The following is a 20,271-nucleotide window of genomic DNA, read 5'->3' on the forward strand; positions in this document are numbered from 1 at the left end:
GATCTTGATCTTCCCGCTTCCGGAGTGGTCCAGTTCCGCATGCTCCCGCGGGCACCGGTCGTCGCCGGCGCTCCTCCCTGCCGGATCCGTGGCCGGCAAGATCAGAACCCGCCCGGTGGCTCGGCCCGTCCCGGCTGCTCGTGCCTCCGCGCCGGCCACCGGCGCGCGACCGACGACGGCGAGCCGCCGTGACCGGTCGAGCCCGCACGGATCAGGGCGTCTGCCGGACCGCGCCCAGCTCGTCGAGGATGAGCGGCAACACGTCGCGGTGCGCGTCGCGGCCCAGGAACGGGTCGAGGTGGCTGTAGCCGGGCAGGATGTGCAGCGCGTGACGGCCGGGCGCGTGCCGCTCCAGGAACTCGAACGTGCGGCGCTGGCTGTCCGGCAGGAAGCACCGGTTGTGCTCGCCGGCCAGCAGCACGATCCGCGCGTCCGTCCGCGGCGCCTCCGCGGCATGATCGCGGGGGAGTCCGGGCAGCTCGGACACGAGACGACCGGCCCGCACGCTCCTGCCGATGTGCCGGAAGAAGCTCAGCGGCACCGCGCCGAACTCGCGCACGATGAACTCGTCGTGCATCTCCGCCGACAGGTTCTCGTGCCGCCAGAGCGCGGGGCCGCCGCTGCCGTAGGTGAAGCTGACCAGCCGGCACACCGTGTTGTCGCACTCCCGGTGCGCGGCCCGGGTCAGCGCCGTGAGCACCCGCGGCGTCAGCGCACGCGGCGGCACCCGGCCCCACTGCGGGTCCAGATAGGTCAGCAGCCGTGACACCACCGGCACCGCGAACCGCAGCTTGAACTCGGACCAGGACGGCACCACCGGATGCAGTGACACCGCGTTGCTGACCACGGTGTCCACCTCCGGCAGCAGGCCCGCGGCCAGCGCCATCATGAACGACGTCGAGCCCTGGCAGTGCACCACGGCGCCGAGCCGGGTCGCGCCGGTCTCGGCCAGCACCGTGCGTACCGCCGCGGGGTGGTCGTAGCGCGCGACCTGATCGAGCGTCCACTCGTTCGGCGCGACCGCGGTGCTGCCGCGCCAGTCGAGCAGCCAGACGTCCCAGCCCGCGTCCGCCAGCGGGCCGGTGAACCGGTGGAAGATCGCGCTGCTCACGCCGGAACCGTGCGTGAGCAGCACCGGACCACGCGTCGGCTCACGATCGCCGCGCACGTTGGTCAATATCAGCTCAGTGCCGTCATCGGCACAGAAAGTGATGAGCCGTGCCATAAATCGGGAGCGTAGCGACGGCATGCAACGATCGGCGCCGATTAGACGTGTAGCAGACGTATCGGCGAGTGCATCAGCCTGTCGGCGACACTTGTGGTGGTGACACGCATTCGGGGGAGGCGTGGAAATGCAGGAGCATGTCGACGTTCTGGTGGTCGGCTCCGGGTTCGGGGGATCGGTCGCGGCCTACCGTTTCGCCGAGGCCGGGCTCGGCGTCGTCCTGATGGAACGCGGAAAGGCCTACGCGCCCGGCGACTTCCCGCGCGCGCCCGCGGAGATGGCCCGCAACCTGTGGGACCCGAGCGCGGGCCTGCACGGCCTGTTCGACGTGTGGTCGTTCCGCGGCATCGACGCGATCGTGTCCAGCGGGCTCGGCGGCGGCTCGCTGATCTACGCGAACGTGCTGCTGCGCAAGGACGAGCGGTGGTTCGTCCGCGACGAGCCGCTGCCCGGCGGCGGCGTCGAGCACTGGCCGGTCACCCGCGCGGACCTGGACCCGCACTACGACCGCGTCGAGGCGATGATCGCGCCGGTGCCGTACCCGTTCGACCGCAAGCCCTACGACCGCACGCCGAAGACGCGCGCGATGGCGGACGCGGCGGACACGCTCGGCCTGGACCTGCGCCTGCCGCCGCTCGCGGTCAGCTTCGCATCCCGGCCCGGCGCCGTGCCCGCACCGGGACAGGCGATCGAGACGCCGGCCTACGGGAACCTGCACGGCGTGCCGCGGCTGACCTGCCGCCTCTGCGGCGAGTGCGACATCGGCTGCAACGACGGCGCGAAGAACTCGCTCGACCACACCTACCTGTCCGCGGCCCGGGAGCGCGGCGCGGACCTGCGCGCCCGGCACGAGGTCCGCACGATCGAGGCGCGTCCGCAGGGCGGTTACGAGGTCCGGTACGTGATCCACGACGACCGCACGGTCGCCCGGCGGCGCACCCGCGTGATCACCTGCGACCGGCTGGTGCTAGCGGCCGGCACGCTCGGCACGTCCTGGCTGCTGCTGCGCAACCGCGCCCGGCTCCCCGGCCTCAGTACCGCGCTCGGCAACCGGTTCAGCGGCAACGGCGACCTGCTCGGCTTCCTGCTGCGTGCGGTCATGCCGGACGGCAGCCCCCGGCCGCTGCGCGGCTCGCACGGCCCGGTGATCACCAGCGCGGTCCGCGTGCCGGACGGCACCGACGGCGGCACCGGGCGCGGCCACTACGTCGAGGACGCCGGCTACCCCGGCTTCCTGGACTGGCTGATCGAGGCCACGCAGTGGCAGGGCATGACCCGGCGCGCGCTGATGTTCGCGCTGGCCCGCGCACAGAACCGGCTGGTCGGCGGCAGCAAGACCGCGATCGCGGCGGAGCTGGGCGCGCTGCTCGGCGCCGGTGAGCTCTCCGAGACGTCGCTGCCGCTGCTCGGCATGGGCCGGGACGTGCCGGACGGCACGCTCGGCCTGCGCCGCGGCCGGCTCGTCGCGGACTGGACCACGGACTCGTCCGCGCGCTACTTCGACGAGGTCCAGGACACCATGCGCGCGATCTCGGACGCGCTCGGCGGCGAGTTCTCCGGCAACCCGCTCGGCGGCCTCGACAAGGTGATCACCGTGCACCCGCTCGGCGGCGCGCCGATGGGCCGGCACCCGGGCGAGGGCGTGGTCGACGCGTACGGCGAGGTCTTCGGCCTGCCCGGCCTCTACGTGGCGGACGGTGCCGCGCTGCCCGGCCCGGTCGGCGCGAACCCGGCGCTCACCATCGCCGCGCTCGCGGACCGGCTCGCCGACCGCGCGCTGAGCACGCCGCTGGGCCGGCCCGCCCACACCCGGGCCGCCGCGCCGACCCGGCTGGAGTTCACCGAGGAGATGACCGGGTTCTGCACGGTCCGGCTCACCATCGCGATCGACGACGTGGACCGGTTCATCGCGGACCCGGACCACGAGGCGCGCGCCACCGGCTGGGTCGACCATCCGGTCCTCGGCCGGCACCCGGTCACGGACGGCGTGTTCCTGCTGTTCCCGGACGAGGGCGGGCCGGTGCGGCACATGCGCTACCGGCTGCCGTTCGGCGAGTGGTGCCTGGTCGGGCGCAAGGACGTGCGCGACGACCCCGGGCCGGACATGTGGGCGGACACCACCACGCTGCACACGCGCATCCTGGCCGCGCCGGGCGGGGAACCGGTCGACGCCGGGCAGATCACGATCGGGCGGGCCGCGTTCCTGCGGCAGCTGACCACGTTCCGGACCAGCGGGCCGCGCCGGGCCGCCGCGCTCACCACGTTCGGGCGGCTGTTCGCGGGCGAGCTGTGGGAGGAGTACGGCAGGGTGTGAACCGGGCGCGAGGCGGGAGATCGGGCTCGGCCGCCCCACGCCCGGAGAATGTGCGGTGCCGATCCGGCACGTCAGCCGTATCGGCAGGGTGAACGCGGGGATGAGGCTTTCGTCGTACCCTCGATGGCCGTTGGGGGTGTTGTCCTTGTGGCTCCGGGGCCGTCTCCGCCGGCCACAGCGCGGCCGGTCACGGGGTGGCGTCCGTGAACGCGGACGGGATCTCGGCCGCGGACAGGCCTGCGGACAGCAGCAGGTGCAGCAGCACGCGGGCCTTCAGCGGGTCCAGCAGCCCGGCCGGGATCAGGCCCGCGGCCAGCAGCTCCACCTCGCCGCCCGGATAGCCGTAGGACGAGGTCAGCACCGGCCCCGCGCCGGTCCGGGACGCCAGCACCACCGGCATCCGGGCCGCCAGCCGCCGCAGCACCGGCACCACCCCGGCCGGCACGTGCCCGCCGCCGAAACCCGCGATCACGGCACCGTGCCAGGCGTCGTCGCGCAGCAGCGACTCGATCAGCGTGCCGTCGTCGCCGAGCGCCATGGTCAGCAGCGCGACCCGCACCCGCGGCCGGCGCGGATCGAGCGCGGGCAGGACGACGAAAGGCCTGGTCAGCGGCGTGCTGGCGAACCGCACGCGACCCTCGGCGATCTGGCCGACCGGCCCGCCGTCCGGCGACCGGAACGCGGCCACGCCGGTGGTGTGCGTCTTGCGGACCCGGGACGCCGCGTGGATCTCGTCCGCCATCACCACCAGCACACCGCGCCCGCGCGCGTCCGGTGCGATCGCGGTCCGGACCGCGGCCAGCAGGTTCGCCGGACCGTCCGCGCCGGCCAGGCTCGCCGCACGCATCGCACCGGTCATGACTACGGGTGTGTCGCCGCGGTAGACCAGGTCCAGCAGGTAGGCGGTCTCCTCCATGCTGTCGGTACCCTGCGTGACCACGATCCCGTCGACGCCGTCCAGCGCGCCCAGCACCGCGGCCAGCCCGAGCAGGTCGTCGAAGCCGAGCGACGCGCTGGCGGTCTGCCGGAAGTCCAGCACCTCCACGTCCGCCTGCGTGGCGGCCAATCCCGGCACGGCCGTGAGCAGCTGCGCCGTGCCGAGCGAGGGCACGACGGCCCCGGCGGACGAGGCCATCGCGATGGTCCCGCCCAGACCGATCAGCATCACCCGGGGTCGTGGCACCGCAAGATCATAAGCGCCGTCAGCGCCGCAGATCAGCCAGGATGCGGGCGACCTCGTGCGGGTGGGCGAGATGCGGGAAATGACCACCCGGGATCACGGTGATGCCGGCGCCCGGGACACGCTCACGCAGCCACGCCGCGTAGGCGGCCGGCGGCTCGCTCCCGGTGATCCAGTGATAGCCGGTGCCGCGTCGGGTGATGGCCGTCAGCTCCGCCGTCCGCTGCGCCGCGATCTCCGCGTCCGTGTGGCGCAGGATGTCGCTCCAGTAGCCGAGCAGCAGGTCAGCGCGCGGCGTCGTCGCGGTCTCGACCAGCACCCTGGCGTCGTCCGGCAGCGCGTCGATGCCCATGCCGGCCAGCATGCGATCCCAGAACTGCCGCCAGTCCGGGCTCCGCAGGATCGGCTCGGCCGCGCGCACGAGATCGCCGAACGGGCCGAGCAGCAGCGGCTGGTCGATGTTGAGGACCGCGGTGGCCGGGTGCGCGCCCGCATACGCGGTGGCGACCACCGCGCCGAGCGAGTGGCCGACGACGACCGGTTCCGCGAGGCCGGCCGTCACCACCTGGTCGTGGATGATCCCGACAATCTCCTCGATGGTGTACGAATCGCGGCGCGTCCCGTCCGCGCCGTGACCGGGCAGGTCGGGGGCGAGCACGCGGCAGTCCCCGCGGAGGGCGTCACGCAGCGGTCCCCAGGTGCGGTGGTCGTAGGTGAGGCCGTGCAGCAGCAGAACGTCAGTCATACCCCGATGGCGTAACCCTCGACGGAACGATCCGTTCGTCGCCCGGCTCACACCCGCGGCGCGCGGATTATTGACCGATACGAAAGGTAGATCAACAGCGCTTGTGGATCTACCTTTCGTATCGGTCAATGATCCTTGGAGCGATCGGCAACCGGCTGCCGAGGCGGATCTGTCGCGAGCGAGTGTGGTTGACTCTGCACCTTCGTCATCGAGGTCCACTGGGGGGCGACTCAGTCCACCCGCCAGCGTGCGGGTCCGCCCGGTTCCGGCGCGTAGCGGAACCGGGCGCCGGTCCGCACCGACGCGCGCAGATGCGCCGCGGCCAGGGGTGCGACGGCGTCCAGGCGCTTCAGGACGACGCCGAGCGCGCGGGTCGCGTTGACCCTGGCGCGTTCCGCCTCCGTGCTCTGCCGCCGCGGGCGCCCGCCCACGCCGGTGGCCTGCCGCAACGCGGCGACCACGGCGGACCGCTCACGCACGGCGGCCTCCGCCCGGACGATGTCGCCGGTGCGGTCGGCCGCGTCAAGCCGGGCCTCCAGCTCGTCCAGCCGCCGCCGGTAGTTCCGGCGCCCGGCCTCGTCCAGCAGCGGCTCCGCCACCGAGGCCGCCAGCCCGGCCCCGCCCGCGACCAGATCCAGCGCGGCCACCTCCCGGCCCGGCGCCGCCACCAGCGTGCGCAGGAAGTGCAGGCCGCGCACGTCCCTCAGCCGTGCCACCTCGGCCCCGGCCTCGATGATCCAGTCGTCGCCGTCCCGCCGCATCCGCCATTCGGCACCGGTCGTCTCCAGATCACGATCCGGCGTGGGTACGCCGAGAGCCGCCTCCGTCCGGCCACTCCACGAGATCACGATTCCCAGCCGGGCCGCGATGTCATGGGCTCTCTCCCGGTCGCCGGGCTGCCACCGGGCGTCGAGAGCGGTCGCCAGCCACGGCAGCGCGCCGAGCCGTTCCGCCTGCCGCACCGCCCGATCGAGGTGAGCCCGCGCCTCCGCCGGCCGGGCGAGCCGGTCCGCGAGCCGCCCGAGCAGTTCGTCGACCGTGCCCGTGATCATGTTGGCACCACCCCACACGACCAGCCGCCCCTGGTAGGGGCGCAACGCGTCATACAGCCTCCGCGCGGCTTCCGTCCCCGGAGCGGGCGCCGCTTCCGGGGCGGGAATCGTCCGCGGGCCGTGTGTCGCTCCCGGGGTGGCGCCGCTGACCGACGCCACGAAGGCGAGGTCGGCGACCGCGCCGAGCCAGCGGGGGCCGGTGCCGGACAGGACCGCGGGGAGGAGGCGGTCGAGTTCCAGCAGTGCCTCGTCGTGCTGGCCGGACTCGGCGAGGATGCGGGCGGCGGTGGCCTCGAAGAAGTGGCCGGGCAGGCGCAGGGCCAGGTCGCGCAGCGGCGCCACCTGCGCGGCCACCTCGCCCCGGGATCGTGCGACGAAGCCGCGCAGCATCGTGGCCAGCCGGTCCGTGTCGGGCAGGCCGGCGCGACGACCGTCTGCCGCGACCTTTTCCGCCAGCGTGCCGGCCAGCGCGAAACGGCCCCTGATCAGGGCGAACACGGCCTGACGGGACATCGCGACCACGGCGGCGGCCGGGTCGCCGATCAGCTCGCCGGTACGGGCGTAGGTGACCAGCGCGGCCTCGGCAGCGGGCAGATCGCCCAGCTCGGCCAGCGCGGTGAACCGCCAGAACAGTCCGCGTAGCTCCATCGGGGCGTCGCCGGCCCGCCGCGCCAGGCCGACGATCTCGGCCGCGGTGTCCAGCCGATCCTGGGCGGTGGCCGGATCCCAGACCGCGTGCAGCCGGCCGTCCAGCACCTCGGCGAGCGTGCCGGGGTCGCCGTCCGCGCGGGCCAGCCGGACGGCTTCGGCGCACAGCGACTGGCGGCGGTCCGCGGCCGAGGGGTCGCCGAGCAGCTCCCGGGCCAGGCGGATCAGCACGCCGGCCCGGACCCGGCCGGTCAGCGGCCGGCCGGCCGCGGTTTCCAGCAGCCGGATCAGCGCGACGTCGGGCGACAGGAAGTCGGTCCGGGGCGGCAGACGGAGCGCCAGCGCGGCCACCGCGTCGGCTGCTACCGCGTCGACCGCCCCGCGGGTGCGCCAGCCCGGGTCGTGGTCCAGAACCGCGGCCAGGTCCAGGGCCGCGCCGAGCTGCCCGCCGGTCGCCAGCCAGATCGCATGCACCTCGTCCGCGGGCCGGACCGGCAGCTCGCGGCCGAGTTCGGCTTCCGTCAGCGGCCCGCTCCGGACCTGCGGCGGCGCGGAGTGTCGTCCGGGCTGGACCATCGCGCGAGCATATGACAGCCACCACCACGGCCGACTGCCACCTCGGCAGGGCCAGGCGAGGCCGGCCCGTGCCCCTCATCCGGCCGGCGAGGCCGGCCCCCACCTCCTGCCCGGCCGACGAAACCGGCCCCCGCCTGTGGCGAGGGCCGGCCGATGTGACAGGGAACGGTCAGGACGCTGCGTTCAAGAATGTGAGGAGCATGTCGGTGGTCTCGGTGGGGTGCTCCTCGTAGATCCAGTGGCCGGAGTCGGGGACGACCATCGGGGTGACGTCGGTGGCGTACTGCGTGACCTGGTCGCCGACGAGGGTGCCCATGGCCGCGGAGGCGCCGACGGCGAGGACCGGCATCGGGAGCTTCGTCTTCTGGTACTCGGCGTCGTTCGCCACGTCCTCGGCGAGCGTGCGGAACCAGGCGAAGCTGGCCGCGAGGTGGCCGGGCCGGCGCAGGTTGCCGGCGTAGACCGCGATGTCGTCCGCGGTGAGCGCGCCCTTCTTCACCATGAGGTGGTCGGAGAACCTGTCGATCCACACGTCCTCGCGGCCCTGGATCATCTGCTCGGGCAGGCCGTTGCCGACGGTGAAGAAGCCGAAGTTCCACAGGCCGGGGCCGTTCGCGGTCAGCGCGGGGAAGGTGTAGACGCTCGGGTCCGGGATCGGGGCCTCGCTCAGCACCAGCTTCGTCACGTCGGCGGGGTGGGCGGCGGCGTAGGAGTAGGCGACCATGGTGCCGATGTCGTGCCCGACGATGCGCAGATCCTTGTCCAGTTTGAGCTGGGTGAGCAGTCCGTGCAGGTCCGCGGCCATCGTCTTCTTGTCGTAGCCGGTGGGCGGGGCGTCGCTGTCACCGGCGCCGCGCAGGTCCGGGGCGACGACCGTGTAGTGCGCGGCGAGCGCCGGCATGATGTGCCGCCACTCGTACCAGCTCTGCGGGTAGCCGTGGATCAGCAGCAGCGTCGGGCCCCGCCCGCCGATGACGTAGTGGATGCCGACGTCGCCGACCTGCGCCTTCTGCGACGTGAACCCGGCCGGAATCGACTCGGTGACGGCGGAGGTGCCGGCGGAGTCAGCGGGAGCGGCGGCGGGGGCGGTGGTGCAGCCGGCGAGCGTGGTCGCGGCGGCCAGGGCGAGACCGAGGACGAACGAGCGGGTGGCGAACCGTGAGTAGCGCATGGTGAGAGCTCCAGTGCGAAGAGGGCGAGAGGCCCGAAGAGTCGAGAGGCCCGAAGGGACGGCCGGGAGCACCGCTGAGGCGGAGAGAGCAGAAGGGGCCGGAAAGGCCGGGAGAATCCGAGAAGGCGAGAAGGCCAGGAGGAACAGGGAGGCCAGGAGGAGCCGGTAAGGCAGGGAAAGTCCGAGAGAGCCAGGAGAAGCAGAGAGCCGAGGAAGCAGAGAGCAGGGGAGGAGCGCTGCGATCAGAGCGTGGTGATCAGCCCGCCGTCGATGGCGAAGTCGGCCCCGGTGATGTTCGCCGCCCGCTCGCCGGCCAGGAACGTGACCAGGTCGGCGACCTCCTCCGGCCGCGTGAACCGCCCCGTGACCGCATCGCCCGCCGCCTGCGCGGCCACCGCCGCCGGATCGCGCCCGGTAGCGCCCGCCACCGTCGCCGCGACCCCGCCCGCTCCCAGCCACAGTTCGGTGGCGACCGGCCCGGGACTGACCGTGTTCACCCGCACCCCGCCGCGCCGACCTCTTTGGACAGCGATTTGGAGAAGTTCGCCAGCGCGGCCTTCGCCGCGCTGTAGTCGATCACGAGCGGGTCGGGCAGCGAGGCGTTGACGGAGCTGACCGTCACGATGTTCCCCGCGCCGCCCTCCAGCAGGGCCGGAAGCGCGGCGCGCACCATCCGTACCGCCGAGAAGAAGTTGATCTGGAAGGTCGTCTCCCAGTCGTCGTCGGTCACGGAGGCGAACCCGTGGACCCGCGGATGTGCCGCGCCGACGTTGTTGACCAGGACGTCCAGGCGGCCGAACGTGCTCAGCGCCGCCCGGACGATCGCGGCCGGAGCCTGCGGATCGGTCAGGTCCGCCGTGACCGTGTGCACGCCGAGCGCGGTCAGCTCGGCCGACTCGCTCCTCGACACCGCCACCACGGACGCGCCTTCGTCGGCGAGCGCCCGGGTGATGGCCAGTCCGATCCCCCGGCTCGCGCCGGTAACAATCACGATTTTTCCGGACAAATTGAGGTTCATGAGCAGACTCCTTCGCGGGTAGGAAAATCCAGAGGGGGGTCAGAGGCCCTGGCGGCGCAGCCAGGTCAGCGCGGTGTCGGCCACCTCGGTCCAGCCGCTGTCGATCGTCAGCGAGTGGCCGCGCCCGGGGAACTCCGTGAGGTCCGTGATCGCGTCCGAGTGCCGGTACTGCTTGAGCGTGGCCCGGACGACTGCCTCCGGCACCGTGTTGTCCCGGCCGCCGGTCATCAGCAGCAGCGGCCCGCGGGAGGCGTTCGCGGTGTCGACCGCGGCGGGGGAGTGCGGGCTGAAGTTCGAGGCCGCGGCCTCGAACAGCGGCTTGCCCGGCGCGGGAATGGTCCACTGCGCGAACAGCGCGTCCGACTCCTCCTGCGGGATCGCGTTGCCGAACGCGAACCGGAACTGCTCCGCGGTCAGCGACACCGCGCGGTGCCGGTTCGCCGGGTTCTTGAAGACCGGGAGCGTGGCTCGCAGCGCGGACAGCGGCAGCGGCAGCACGCCCTTGATCTGCGCGGCGTCGATCGCGACCGCGGCGCGGCCCAGGTTCTGGCCGAGCAGCTTCTGCGCGATCATCCCGCCGAACGAGTGTCCGATCAGGATCGGCGCCTCCGGCAGCGCCCGGATGATCCCGGCGTAGTGCGCCACCACGTCGTCGATGCCGTGGTCCGCGATGCTCTCCGGGTTCTCCCGCGCCTCGGCGACGGTGTCCGGGTCGCCGGGCCAGCCGGGCGCGATCGGGGCGTACCCCTCGGTGGTGAACGTGTCGATCCAGGTGTTCCAGGAGGTGGCGTGGAGCCAGAGGCCGTGGATGAAGATGACCGGGGTCTGCGTCGCTGTGTTCATGCCGATAAGAAAACCACCGGGCGGGGTACCCCCGAATCAGGGAAACCCCACAGTCCCTTCGGGGGTACGACTGGGGTGTTGTCTACTTGTCGCGTGCCGATCCCGTTCATCGGGCGCCGTGACGAGCGCCGTCTGCTGGAAGAGTTGCTGGACGGCGTCCGGGACGGGCGCAGCGGCACGCTGGTGCTCGCGGGCGAGCCCGGGACCGGCAAGACCAGCCTGCTCGACCGCGCGGCCGCGAGCGGCCCGGACGTGCGCGTGGTCCGGATCGCCGGCGTCGAGTCGGAGACCGTGCTCGGCTTCGCGGCGCTGCACCGCCTGCTGCGCCCCTGGCTGGACCGGGTCGACGCGCTGCCGGCACCGCAGCGGGACGCGTTGCACACCGCGTTCGGCCGCGTGGCCGGCGTGCCCGCGGACCGCTATCTGGCCGGCATGGCCGTGCTGACGCTGCTCGCCGAGGCCGCCGCCGCACAGCCGCTGCTGTGCATAGTGGACGACGCGCACTGGCTGGACCGGGCGTCGGCCGAGGTGCTGGCGTTCGTGGCGCGCCGCCTGCACGCGGAGGGCGTCGGGCTGCTGTTCGCCACCCGTCCGCCGGTGCCGGGTGTGCTGGACGGCCTGCCCGTGCTGACCGTGGCGGGCATGCCCAGCGACGACGCCGGCAGCCTGCTGGCGGCCGGCATCACCGGGCGGATCGACGGCGCGGTGGCCGCGCGGATCGTGGACGGCACCGGCGGCAACCCGCTCGCACTGGTCGAGCTGGCCCGCGCGCTCACCGCCGAACAGCTCAGCGGCGCCGCGCCGCTGCCCCGGCCGCTGCCGGTCGGGACGCTGCTGGAGACGCACTACCAGCGGCAGATCGCGGCGCTGCCGGACGACACGCGCGCGTTGCTGCTGCTGGTCTCCGCCACGCCCCCGGAGGAGCCGGCGCTGCTCTGGCGCGCGGCCGCGCATCTCGGCATCGCGGCGGACCACGTCGATCCCGCGCTGTCCGCCGGCATCCTGACCGACACGCTGGACTTCCGGCACCCGCTGATCCGCTCGGCCACCTACCGGGGCGGGAGCGCGGCCGGGCGACGGCGCGTGCACGCGGCGCTGGCCGCGGTGTCCGATCCGGTGCACGACGCGGACCGCCGCGCCTGGCACCGCGCGGAGGCGACGATCGGGCTGGACGAGGACGTGGCCGCGGACCTGGAGCGGGCGTCCGAGCGCGCGCGGGCCCGCGGTGGCATCGCGGAGCAGGCCGCGTTCCTGTCCCGCGCGGCGGACCTGACGCCCGCGCCACGGGACCAGGCCGCGCGGATGGTCGCGGCCGCCCGTGCGCTCCTGGCGCTCGGCGATCCCGCCGCCGCGGGCGCGATGCTGGACCGGGCCGAGCGGGACCTGGACGGCGTGCTTCCGCGCGCGCTCGCGCTGCAGGCTCGGGCCACGGCCCAGATGCAGACCGGCAGGTTCACCGACGTGCCCGGGATCCTGCTGGAGGCGGCCGCGTCGATCGCGGACCGGGACGCCGCGCTGGCCCGGCGGATGATGTTCGAGGCGCTGCAGGCCGTGCTGATCTCCGACGACCGGGTCACGGCGGCCACGCTGCACGAGTTGTCCCGCGCGGTGCTGGCCTCACCCGCGATCGGGGCGCCGGCGCCGTCGTACGCGGACCTGTTCCTGACCGGCTACGCGACCAGGGCCGCGGTCGGCTACCGCGAGGCCGTGCCGTTGATGCGCGACGCGCTGGCCGCGCTGGAGGCGGCCACCGACCTTGCGGAGGAGCGCCTGCCGCTGGCGGTGATCTGCGCGTTCGCGGCCGAGGACGTGTGGGACGACGCGGCGGGCCGCCGGGCCTGGCAGCGGATCGAGGCCCACGACCGGGACGGCGTCGCGCTGTGGACGCTGCGGACCACGCTCATGGTCGGCGCCACCTGGGAGATGCGCGCGGGCCGGTTCGCCGCCGCCTACGCCCGGCACGACGAGCTGGCCGCGCTCGCCGACGTGGTCGGCCGCCGGCACCCGGTGATCCAGCGCGTCGAGCTGCTGGCCTGGAGCGGCCGGGACGCGGAGGCGCGCGCGGCGGCAACGGCCGACCTGGGCTTCGACGACGTGATCCGCAACTGCCTGGCCGTGCTGGACATCGGCCTCGGCCGGTACGCGGAGGCGCTGGCCGCGCTGCTGCCGTCGTTCGCGCGGGACATGCCGGGCGTGGCCAACCGGGCGCTGCACGACATCGTCGAGGCCGGTGTCCGCGGCGGTAACCGTGCGGCCGCCGCGGCCGCGCTGGCCAGGATGGAGGAGCGCGTCCCGGTCGCCGGCACGCCGTGGGGCCTGGGCCTGCTGGCCCGCTGCCGTGCGCTGCTGGCCGGCGACGACACGGCGGAGGCGCTCTACCAGGAGTCGGCGGCGCAGCTGGCCCGCACCGAGATGGCGGTCGAGCTGGCCCGCACGTACCTGCTGCACGGCGAGTGGCTGCGCCGCGTCCGCCGTCGCGCGGACGCCCGGGTCGCGCTGCGCACGGCGCTCGACATGTTCACCGGGATGGGCGCGGCCGCGTTCGCCGAGCGGGCGCGCGCGGAGCTGACCGCGACCGGCGAGCGGCCGCAGAGCCGTGAGGTGCACAGCAGCGCCACGGACGTGCTGACCCCGCAGGAACGTCAGGTGGCGACGCTGGCCGCATCCGGTGCCACGAACACGGAGATCGCGGCCCGGCTGTTCCTGAGCAACTCGACCGTCGAGTACCACCTCACCAAGATCTTCCGGAAGCTCGACATCACCTCGCGGCGCCGGCTGGCCGCCGTGCTCTGACCTGCTCGGCGATCGCCCGGCCCAGCTCCACCGTGGTGCCGGTGCCGTGCAGGTCGGGCGTGAGCGGCGCGTCCTCCGGACCGTGCGCCAGCACGTCCTCGATCGCGCCGAGCAGGTGCGCGCCGGCCTCGGGGTACCCCAGGTGCTCCAGCATCATCGCGCCGCACCAGATCTGGCCGACCGGGTTGGCGATGCCCTGACCGGCGATGTCCGGCGCGCTGCCGTGCACCGGCTCGAACAGGCTCGGGGACGTGCGGTCCGGGTTGATGTTCGCGCTCGGTGCGATGCCGAGCGTGCCGGTGCAGGCCGGGCCGAGGTCGGAGAGGATGTCGCCGAACAGGTTGCTGGCCACGACCACGTCGAACCGGTCCGGGTGCAGCACGAACTGCGCGGCCAGCGAGTCGATGTGGTACTTGTCCAGGCGCACGTCCGGGTACCGTTCGCCCATCGCGGCCACCCGCTCGTCCCAGTACGGCATGGAGATCGAGATGCCGTTGCTCTTCGTGGCCGAGGTCAGGTGCCGGGCCGGGCGGCGCTGCGCGTAGTCGAACGCGAACCGCAGCACGCGGTCCACGCCCACCCGAGTCATGATCGTCTCCTGGAGCACGGTCTCGCGGCCGGTGCCCTCGAAGATCCGGCCGCCGACGCTGGAGTACTCACCCTCGGTGTTCTCCCGGACCACGACGAAGTCGATGTCGCCGGGTACGCGGCCGGCGAGCGGGCCGCGGACGCCGGGCATCAGCCGGCAGGGGCGCAGGTTGACGTACTGGTCGAAGACGCGGCGGAACTGCAGCAGGCTGCCCCACAGCGACACGTGGTCCGGCACCACGTCCGGCCGGCCGACCGCGCCGAAGTAGATCGCGTCGTAGCCGCGCAGCGTCTCCTCCCAGCCGGGCGGCAGCATGGTGCCGTGCCGCTGCCAGTATTCGGCGCTGGCGAAGCCGAACGTGTCGCACTCCAGCCGGATGCCGAACCGGTCCGCGGTCGCGTGCAACGCCTCCAGCCCGGCGGGGACGACCTCCGTGCCGATCCCGTCACCGGGGATGACGGCGATGCGGTGCGTGGTCATGATGCCTCCCGGAGCTCGGTCAGGCCGGCCTGGGCGTCCTGGAGCGCGAGCCGTTCCGCCTCCGCGGAGTCGCCGGCGCGCAGCGCCCGGACCAGCGCGCGGTGGCTGGTGTAGCGCCGCATGCCGAACGTGTCGTCCTCGGCCACCTTGCGTAACAGCAGCTGGCGGCGCCGGGGGCGGGTGAACACCCGGCTCTGCTCCAGCATGCGGACCAGCACCGGGTTGTGCGCGCACGCGTTGACGGTGTCGTTGAACTCGACCATGGTGTCGAGCAGCTCGGTGAGGTGCCGGTCGACCGGCTGCTCCCGGCGGTGCCGCTCCTTGAGCAGGATCAGCAGGTCGTCGGCCCGGTCGAGGATCGTGTCGAGCGCGTCGAGCTGGCCCGCGGTGGCGTGCCGGGCGGCGAACCGGGCGACCAGGCCGCGCAGTCCGACCTCGACCTCGGCCAGGTCGTCGATGGCGGCGCCGCGTATCTCGGCGACCAGCACCGTGCGCGGGCCGATCCGTTCGATGAGCCCGTCCAGCTCCAGCCGGCGCAGCGCCTCGCGGACCGGGGTGGGGCTGAAACCGAGGCGCTCGGCAACGCCGCGCTCGGTCACCTTCTCGCCGGTGGGCAGGTCGCCGGTGGCTATGGCGGCGCGGAGGTGGTCGTACGCCTGATCGGCCAGCGTCTCCATGGGAAGAACTCTAACCCATGCAATCTCTTCGCGGATAAGAAGTCGTTGCGACTTTTGCTATAGCAAACTACCGTGTGACGCCGGACACATGGAGGCAACATGCCTGGCACAGAGACACGTACGGAGGCGGCATCTCGCCGGAGGATCACGTTCTTCATCGCTCTCGCGCTCTTCGCGCAGGAGTCGACCTGGAACTTCTACGACAACCAGGTGCCGGTGCTGCTGCGCGAGCACCTGACCAGCGCGGCGCTGGTCGGCGCGCTGATGGGCATGGACAACCTGCTCGGCATCGTCATCCAGCCCTGGATCGGTAACCGATCCGACAACACCCGCACCCGGTGGGGCCGCCGCATGCCGTACCTGGCGGTGGGCATGCCGATCGCGGCCCTGCTCTTCGTGTTCCTGCCCTGGACCACGTCCGCGACCACGCTGATCGCGGTGATGTTCTGCTACGCGCTGATCGCCAACACCATGCGCCCGCTGGCCGAGAGCCTGGTGCCGGACTTCATCCCGCCGGAGCGGCGCAGCCGGGCCAACGCCGTCGTGAAGATCGCGACCTCGCTGACCGTCATCGTGGCCGCGCTGATCAGCCTGCTGCTGGTGGACGACCACCCCCGCGCCGCGTTCGCCGTGCCCGCGCTGATCCTGGCGACCGTCACGATCGTGCTGATCGGCACGCTGCGTGACAGCCGGTCCGCGGCGTACCAGGCGGCGCTGGCCGAGGACGCCGCGGCCGGCCCGGACCACGCGCGGGTGCCGTTCCACCGGGTCGTCCTCGACCTGCTCGTCGACCGCGACCGCCGGCGCCTCCTGCTGCTGGTGACCGTGCTGCTCTTCGGCGCGGCGTGGTTCGCCTCCCGGTCGCTGATCACGCCGTACGGCATGGAGGTCCTCGGCCTGAGCCGCGGCGAGGCGGGCGGGCTCACGCTGCCCAGCGGCGTCGCCTACCTGCTGGCCGCGTACCCGGCCGCGCTGCTGGCCGAGCGCCTCGGACGGCTGCGGGTGATCGGCGCGGGCATGGTCCTGTTCGCGGTCGCACTCGCCGTGGGCGCGGTGGTGCGCACGCCCACCGGGACGATCGTCGCGTTCTGCGTGGCCGCGGCCGGTGCGGCCGCCTTCTCGATCAACGCGGCCGTCGTGCTGTGGAACCTGGCGCCGTCCAGCCGCGTGCTCGGCGCCTACACCGGCCTGTACGCGGTCAGCTGGTACCTCGGCGGCTTCCTGGGTCCCGCGCTGATCGGCGCGATCGTCGACCTCACCGGCTGGACCGGGATGCTGCTCGACATCGCGGTCCTGGCCACGCTGGCCGTCCTGGTCCTGCTCGTGCTCGGCCGTCTGCATCGACGCGCCGCCAGCCCGATCTTCGTCAAAGCCTGAGGAGCGCGATGCCGGTCATCCTGATCACCACCGACTACCTGACCCCCGGTGACGAGGTCGACGAGTACCTCACCGGGCAGGGGTTCACCACCCGCCACGACCCGATGCGCGGGCCCCGTACCGCCGAGGCGCTGATCGCCGCGCTCGACGGCGCGGAGGGCGCGCTGATCGCCAACGAGCCGATGACGGCGGAGGTGTTCCGCCGGTCGCCGGGCCTGCGCGCGGTCGTGCGTACCGGCGTGGGCTACGACTCCGTCGACGTGGACGCGGCGGCCCGGCACGGCGTCACCGTGAGCAACCTGCCCGGCATCAACGCCAACGCGGTGGCCGAGTACACGATCGCGCTGATCCTGGCCCAGCTGCGCAACCTGGTGCCGATGGCGACCGGCGTCGCCGCCGGTGGCTGGCCACGAAGGGACGGCTTCGAGCTGCGCGGCCGGACGCTCGGCCTGATCGGGCGCGGCGCGGTGGCCCAGCGGGTGACGCCGCTCGCCGCCGCGTTCGGCCTGCGCGTGCTGCGCAGCGACGAGGTCCCGCTGGACGAACTGCTGCGCGAGTCCGACATCGTGTCGATCCACACCGCGCTGACGGAGCGGACACGGCACCTCATCGACGCGGCCGCGCTCGCCCGGATGAAGCCGACCGCCCACCTGATCAACACCGCGCGCGGCCCGATCGTCGACGAGGCGGCGCTGGCCGAGGCGGTACGCACCGGACGGATCGCCGGCGCCGCGCTCGACGTGGTGGACACCGAACCGCTGCCGGCCGGCAGTGTGCTGCGCGGCGTCGACGGCATCACCGTCTACTCGCACATGGCGGGGCAGACCGCGGAGGCCCGCCGTGACGCCGGCATCGAGGGCGCGCAGGAGCTGATCGCCGCGCTGGGGGGAAAGCCCAGGTTTCTCGCGGGAAAGCCCGGACACAAGGTAGGAGACCGATGAACGAAGTACGCGTCCTGACCCCGGTCGGCATGCTCGGCGGTGGCTTCCCGCCCGAGACGATCACCCGTGGCCTGGCGCTCGGCGCCGACGTCATCGCCGTGGACGGGGGTTCCACCGACTCCGGGCCGTACTATCTCGGCTCCGGCACCGCCAAGACCGCGGCCGCCGCCGTCGCCCGGGACCTGCGCCTGCTGCTGCGCGCCGCGGCCACGGCCGGCATCCCGCTGATCGTCGGCTCGTGCGGCACCAGCGGCACCGACTCCGGCGTGGACTGGGTCGCCGGCATCACCCGCGACATCCTGGCCGAGGAGGGCCTCGACCTGCGCGTGGCCACCATCTACAGCGAGCAGCAGGCCACCGCGCTCAAGGACTACCTGGACCGCGACCGGGTACGCCCGCTGCCGCCCGCCGGCGCGCTCGACCCGGAGACGCTGGAGAGCTGCACGCACATCGTCGGCATGATGGGCCACGAGCCGATCGTGGCCGCGCTGCGGGCCGGCGCGCAGGTGGTGCTGGCCGGGCGTGCCACCGACACCGCGATCGCGGCCGCGGTCCCGCTGATGGCCGGGCTGCCGGCCGGCCCGGTCTGGCACGCCGCCAAGATTGTCGAGTGCGGCGGGCAGTGCACCACGAACCCGCGTGCCGGCGGGGTGCTGGCCACCATCGACGCGACCGGGTTCACGATCGAGCCGCTCGACCCGGACGCGGCCTGCACGCCCGAGTCCGTGGCCGCGCACATGCTCTACGAGACGGTCAACCCGTACACGATGCGCGAGCCGGCCGGCACCATCGAGGTGTCGCAGGCCCGGTACCGCGCGCTCGACGACCGGCGGGTCCGGGTGGAGGGCTCCCGCTTCGAGACGGCCGCGCAGCACACCATCAAGCTGGAGGGCGCGCGGATCACCGGGTACGAGACCATGTCGTTCACCGCCATCCGCGACCCGCACATCCTGGGCCAGATCACGGTCTGGGCCGCGCTGCTGCGTCGCATGATCACCGAGTGGGTCGGCGGTACGCTCGGCCTCGGCCCGGAGGACTACGCGTGCGACATCCGCCTCTACGGCTACGACGCCGTCCTGGAGGAGATCGACCCGGCCACCGGGCCGCCACGCGAGGTGGGCGTGATGCTGCTGGTCAACGCGCCGGACCAGGCGACGGCCACCGCGGTCGCGAAGGTCGCCAACCCGCTCATGCTGCACCTGCCGACGCCGGACATGGACTACCTGCCCAGCCTCGCGTTCGCCACCTCGCCCGCGGAGGTCGAGCGCGGCGCGGCCTACGAGTTCGTCCTGCAGCACGCGGTCGACGTGGACTCGCCGACCGAGCTGTTCCGCATCCACCTGCCGGAGGCCGAGCATGCCTGAGACCATCGCGGACCTGGCCCGGGAGGTCCGGTCGAAGAACGCCGGCCCGTTCTGGATCACCATGGAGATCTTCCTGCGCGACGACGCCGGCTACGCGCTGGTCGCCGACCCCGCGTTCCTGGACACGGCGGACATCGCGCGCCTCTACCGCATCGACGCGGACACGATCGCGATGTTCCGGATCCCGGAGCTGCGGGTCGTGAAGATCTCCTTCCCCCGGCCGGTGTCCCAGGGCAGCCTGCGCGACCGGGACATCCACGCCGGTCAGCACCACGTGCCGCTGGCCGCGTTCCCGCTCCCGTCTTACTGAGCGGTGAGGATGCCGTAGCTCCCCAGGACCACTATTTCATGAAAACTCGGGCACGAAGTGCCCGCTTGATCGCGGCGGGTCCGGACCTCGAGGCCGAAAGCTCAGTAGCGTCGCGCTGAGCCGTCCCGATCACGCGGGGTGGTGACCAGCCACGGATCCGAGGCCCGCGGGAGCACGCGGAACCGGACCACGCTGGAAGCGGGAAGATGAAGATCTTGATCTAGTCGAGCGTCCCGCTGCGGTGGTGGCGGCGGCAGAGGACCTGGTAGCGGACCTCTGCCGCCGCCCCGGTGTCGCCGATGACGACCTGTTCCCCCTCGCGGGCGACCTTGCCGTCCACGACCCGGGCGTTCAGGCTGCCGCGGCGGCCGCACCAGCAGAGCACCTCGACCTGGAGGCGGTGCACCTCGTCCGCGAGCTCGAACAGGCGTTGCGCGGCCGGGAACAGCCGCGAGCGGAAGTCGCTGGCCAGGCCGAACGCGAAGACGTCCACGCCGGCCCGGTCGACGAGGTCGGCGAGCTGCTCGATGTGCTCGACCGTGTAGAAGCAGGCCTCGTCGCAGATCAGGTAGTCGACCTTGCCGTAGGCGAGGTCCCACAGGTTCAGCTCGTCGGTGACCTCGATCGCGTCCTGGGCCAGGCCGATGCGCGTGGTGACCTTCGGGCCGAGCGAGCGGTCGTTGCGGGTCAGCACCAGGCCGCGGCGTCCCTGCCGGCCGTGGTTGTGGTGCATCTGCAGCGCGAGCGTCGACTTCCCGCAGTCCATCGGGCCCCAGTAGAACGTGAGCCGGGAGCTGTGCCCACCGTCGCCGAGCCCGGGGAGGGGCGAGTGGGTGGTCGAGAGCGCGGAGTCGTTCTTCACGGCCGGTGAGCATAGTCGGTAACACCCAGGCCCCCTGCCGACACATAGACGGGTGAGACCCTGTCCGCTCTGCTGCCGGAGGATGTTGCATGGAACCACCCGACCT

At 73.2% G+C, this 20,271-nt stretch carries 15 protein-coding genes and 1 pseudogene; 6 read left to right on the forward strand and 10 right to left on the reverse strand.

Annotated features, from left to right (window positions below; translation table 11 throughout):
* Positions 1-211: 211 nt before the first annotated feature.
* Positions 212-1,168, reverse strand: coding sequence for an alpha/beta fold hydrolase (locus OP04_RS37175; RefSeq protein ID WP_198154114.1), 957 nt, complete (start codon positions 1,166-1,168; stop codon positions 212-214).
* Positions 1,169-1,352: 184 nt separating this feature from the next.
* On the opposite strand from OP04_RS37175, the gene OP04_RS37180 reads away from it, so the two are divergent.
* Complete coding sequence (locus OP04_RS37180) at positions 1,353-3,539, forward strand: GMC oxidoreductase (RefSeq protein WP_063746790.1); 2,187 nt, start codon at positions 1,353-1,355, stop codon at positions 3,537-3,539.
* A gap of 187 nt (positions 3,540-3,726) precedes the next feature.
* Here OP04_RS37180 and OP04_RS37185 read toward each other — a convergent pair whose 3' ends face one another.
* The 6 genes and pseudogenes from OP04_RS37185 to OP04_RS37210 form a co-directional block, all read right to left on the reverse strand.
* On the reverse strand, positions 3,727-4,722 hold the full coding sequence (locus OP04_RS37185) for an asparaginase (protein WP_232323879.1): 996 nt from the start codon (positions 4,720-4,722) through the stop codon (positions 3,727-3,729).
* A gap of 19 nt (positions 4,723-4,741) precedes the next feature.
* The gene (locus OP04_RS37190) at positions 4,742-5,464 is read right to left on the reverse strand and encodes an alpha/beta fold hydrolase (RefSeq protein WP_051799675.1); all 723 of its coding nucleotides are present in this window, start codon (positions 5,462-5,464) and stop codon (positions 4,742-4,744) included.
* 230 nt (positions 5,465-5,694) lie between these two features.
* Positions 5,695-7,740: a hypothetical protein gene (locus OP04_RS53955; protein WP_033344651.1), complete on the reverse strand. Its 2,046-nt coding sequence runs from the start codon at positions 7,738-7,740 to the stop codon at positions 5,695-5,697.
* A 169-nt stretch (positions 7,741-7,909) separates the two neighbouring features.
* A complete protein-coding gene (locus OP04_RS37200) occupies positions 7,910-8,911 on the reverse strand; it encodes an alpha/beta fold hydrolase (RefSeq protein WP_051799676.1) in 1,002 nt (333 codons plus the stop codon).
* Between the two features lie 242 nt (positions 8,912-9,153).
* Positions 9,154-9,929, reverse strand: a pseudogene (locus OP04_RS48750) (SDR family NAD(P)-dependent oxidoreductase).
* 39 nt (positions 9,930-9,968) lie between these two features.
* A complete protein-coding gene (locus OP04_RS37210; RefSeq protein WP_033344652.1) occupies positions 9,969-10,772 on the reverse strand; it encodes an alpha/beta hydrolase in 804 nt (267 codons plus the stop codon).
* A 93-nt stretch (positions 10,773-10,865) separates the two neighbouring features.
* Between OP04_RS37210 and OP04_RS37215 the strand changes: the two genes are divergently transcribed.
* Positions 10,866-13,565, forward strand: a complete 2,700-nt coding sequence (locus OP04_RS37215; protein WP_051799677.1) for a helix-turn-helix transcriptional regulator — start codon at positions 10,866-10,868, stop codon at positions 13,563-13,565.
* Here the strand turns inward: OP04_RS37215 and OP04_RS37220 are convergent.
* Entirely contained in the window at positions 13,531-14,634 is a 1,104-nt protein-coding gene (locus OP04_RS37220; protein WP_033344653.1) for a tartrate dehydrogenase, read from the reverse strand. The two genes, OP04_RS37215 and OP04_RS37220, sit on opposite strands and share 35 nt — an antisense overlap.
* Positions 14,631-15,311, reverse strand: a complete 681-nt coding sequence (locus OP04_RS37225; RefSeq protein WP_033344654.1) for a GntR family transcriptional regulator — start codon at positions 15,309-15,311, stop codon at positions 14,631-14,633. The genes OP04_RS37220 and OP04_RS37225 overlap by 4 nt, the downstream gene beginning before the upstream one ends.
* Positions 15,312-15,410: 99 nt before the next feature.
* Between OP04_RS37225 and OP04_RS37230 the strand changes: the two genes are divergently transcribed.
* From OP04_RS37230 to OP04_RS37245, 4 genes are read left to right on the forward strand one after another with little or no spacing between them, the layout of a single operon-like run.
* Entirely contained in the window at positions 15,411-16,688 is a 1,278-nt protein-coding gene (locus OP04_RS37230) for an MFS transporter (protein ID WP_033344655.1), read from the forward strand.
* 8 nt (positions 16,689-16,696) lie between these two features.
* A complete protein-coding gene (locus OP04_RS37235) occupies positions 16,697-17,629 on the forward strand; it encodes an NAD(P)-dependent oxidoreductase (protein ID WP_033344656.1) in 933 nt (310 codons plus the stop codon).
* Positions 17,626-18,993, forward strand: coding sequence for an acyclic terpene utilization AtuA family protein (locus tag OP04_RS37240; RefSeq protein WP_033344657.1), 1,368 nt, complete (start codon positions 17,626-17,628; stop codon positions 18,991-18,993). Before OP04_RS37235 ends, OP04_RS37240 begins: the two co-directional genes overlap by 4 nt.
* Positions 18,986-19,303 carry a DUF4387 domain-containing protein gene (locus OP04_RS37245; RefSeq protein WP_033344658.1) on the forward strand — a complete coding sequence of 106 codons (318 nt, stop codon included), beginning with the start codon at positions 18,986-18,988 and terminating at the stop codon, positions 19,301-19,303. The genes OP04_RS37240 and OP04_RS37245 overlap by 8 nt, the downstream gene beginning before the upstream one ends.
* 220 nt (positions 19,304-19,523) lie before the next feature.
* On the opposite strand, the gene OP04_RS37250 is transcribed toward OP04_RS37245, so the two are convergent.
* Positions 19,524-20,165 carry a thymidine kinase gene (locus OP04_RS37250; RefSeq protein WP_051799678.1) on the reverse strand — a complete coding sequence of 214 codons (642 nt, stop codon included), beginning with the start codon at positions 20,163-20,165 and terminating at the stop codon, positions 19,524-19,526.
* Positions 20,166-20,271 lie beyond the last annotated feature (106 nt).

It is taken from the genome of Catenuloplanes japonicus, from assembly GCF_000717135.1.
Taxonomy (GTDB): domain Bacteria; phylum Actinomycetota; class Actinomycetes; order Mycobacteriales; family Micromonosporaceae; genus Catenuloplanes; species Catenuloplanes japonicus.